General features: G+C 67.8%; 1 protein-coding gene. It reads left to right on the top strand.

Annotated elements, in window-relative coordinates; genetic code table 11:
- Positions 1 to 232: 232 nt before the first annotated feature.
- The coding region (locus tag Voc01_RS52535; protein WP_203935325.1) for a recombinase family protein at positions 233 to 2,100 on the top strand (1,868 nt) is incomplete at its 3' end.

Here is a 2,100-nt window from a genome sequence, read left to right as displayed (position 1 = left end):
CGTCAACCGCGGGTCCTTCTTCGCCAAGCGCAACCTCCGGATCGCCGACACGATCGGCGATCCGCAGTGGCTCACCCAACATGAGGACTTGATCATTTTCGAGCGGGTACTGCGTCCGGAGCGGCCGTGACCACCGATGGGCTTGACCGGAACCGGGAGCCCGAGCGTCCATACGACGGCGGCGCTGATACCCCGATCATCGCCGCACGGGTGTGGGTTCGAATCGCCGTTGATGGTCACGCGGACGCCGTCGCCGCCAGCCAGGGCAACGCGCTGCGCGCATTGCTGGCGGCGTTGGCCGGCATCGAACCCCCGCCGAAAGCCCGACGACGCAGGAGAAGCACGAAGTGATTACGCGAGGCACGGCGTGACGAACAGCGGCGCCGTTATCCGGTGGGCATGGTGGGGGAGAACCTCGACCGACGACCTCCAGGACCCCACCCTGTCGTTGCCCCGGCAGTTGGCCAACTGCCGGGGCGCCCTTCCGACCGGCGCTGTGGTCGTGGCGCACTTCTTCGACGTCGAGTCCGGGCGCAAGGACCTCGACGTCCGTGGCCGGGGGACGGCTCACGAGAAGTTCGCCATCCCGATCCCGCGCGATGGCGGAATCCAGGACCTCCTGACCGAGGCCACCCGAAGCGACCGCCGGTTCGAGGGCGTCATCTGCGAGTCGATCGACCGCATCGCGCGCCGTACCTACTTCGGGACGAAGATCGAGCATGAGCTCGAACGGGTCGGTGTCGTCCTTGCCGCCGCTGACGAGCCGATCCAGACGGGGCACAAGCGGGCGACGACGATTCTGACCCGGCGCGTGAAGCAGAGCGTCGCCGAGTGGTATGCGATCGAGGCGCTGGAGAAGTCGTGGGACGGGTTCAAGGAACACACCCGGCAGGGCTTCAACGTCGGCCGACCGCCCTACGGCTACCGGGCCGAGCACATCCCCCATCCGGTCCCGGCGCGTCGGGACCAAGGCAAGTCGAAGACCCGGCTGCTGCCCGACCCGGTCAGGGCTCCAGTCGTCCGCCACATCTACGACCTGTACCTGTCGACCGGCTTCGGACTCAGGCAGATCCGGGACGCCCTCAACGCCGACCCGGCCCGCTACCCGCCGCCGACGCCGCCGGACCCGGCTCGCGCGATCGGGAAGTGGTCCACCGCGAGCATCTGGGAGATCCTGCGCAACCCGAAGTACACCGGCCATATGGTGTGGAACCGCCGCGCCCGCAAGAGCGCCGGCAACCGCACCAATCCGCCCTCGGAATGGGTGTGGTCACCCGAACCGGTACACCCGCCGATCGTCAGCCTGGGGGAGTACCAGACCGTCGCCCGCCGCGCCGCGTCGAACGCCCGCTCCCGCCGGTCCGACCCGGACGGCGTAGACCGTCCCGGCCGGGACTACCTCTACCGTGGACTCGTCCGCTGCGGCCTGTGCGGGCAGCGGATGAGCGGCAACGCCCGAGGCACCGGCCGCCGCTACTACTCCTGCTTCGTCCACAAGCAGCAGCCGAGCAAGATCCCACCCGACCACCCACCGACGGTCAACCTCCCGGAGCCCAACCTCCACGACGCCCTGACCAACTGGCTCAGCCACGCCCTGTTCGGCCCGGACCGCGTCGACTACTGGCGTCAGTGCCTCCGAAAGGCAAAGACGAATGCAAACAAGATCTCGATTCCAGAACGACTGGCCGAGATCGACACCGAGATCGCAGACCTCGAACGGCGCCTGAACCGCCAGATCCTCAACCTGGAGACCGACGACCTCACCTCGACCGCCCGCACTCAGATCGTCGCCCGCATCGGCGACCTCGAAACCGCGATCACCGCCCGCAAAGACGCGGCGGCGGTCCTCCGGGCCGAGCACGACCAGCGGCCCCAGGACATCGAAGACATCGAAAGCGCACTTCAACGGCTGCCCGAACTCGGCGAACAGCTCCGCGACCTACCTCAGCGAACCGTCCGCCGCCTCTACGACGCGCTCGATCTGCGGATCAGCTACGACCCGGCCGATCGGACGTTGGACATCGAACTGACCCTGACCGCCGCAATCGGGCAGATCACCACAATGGAAGATGATCAAGTGCGGGTCTGTTCAGTGCCCCC

This window comes from Virgisporangium ochraceum (genome assembly GCF_016863655.1).
GTDB lineage: Bacteria > Actinomycetota > Actinomycetes > Mycobacteriales > Micromonosporaceae > Virgisporangium > Virgisporangium ochraceum.
The sequence above is the reverse complement of the archived record's forward strand: the minus strand, read 5'-3'. Positions and strand labels throughout refer to the sequence as shown.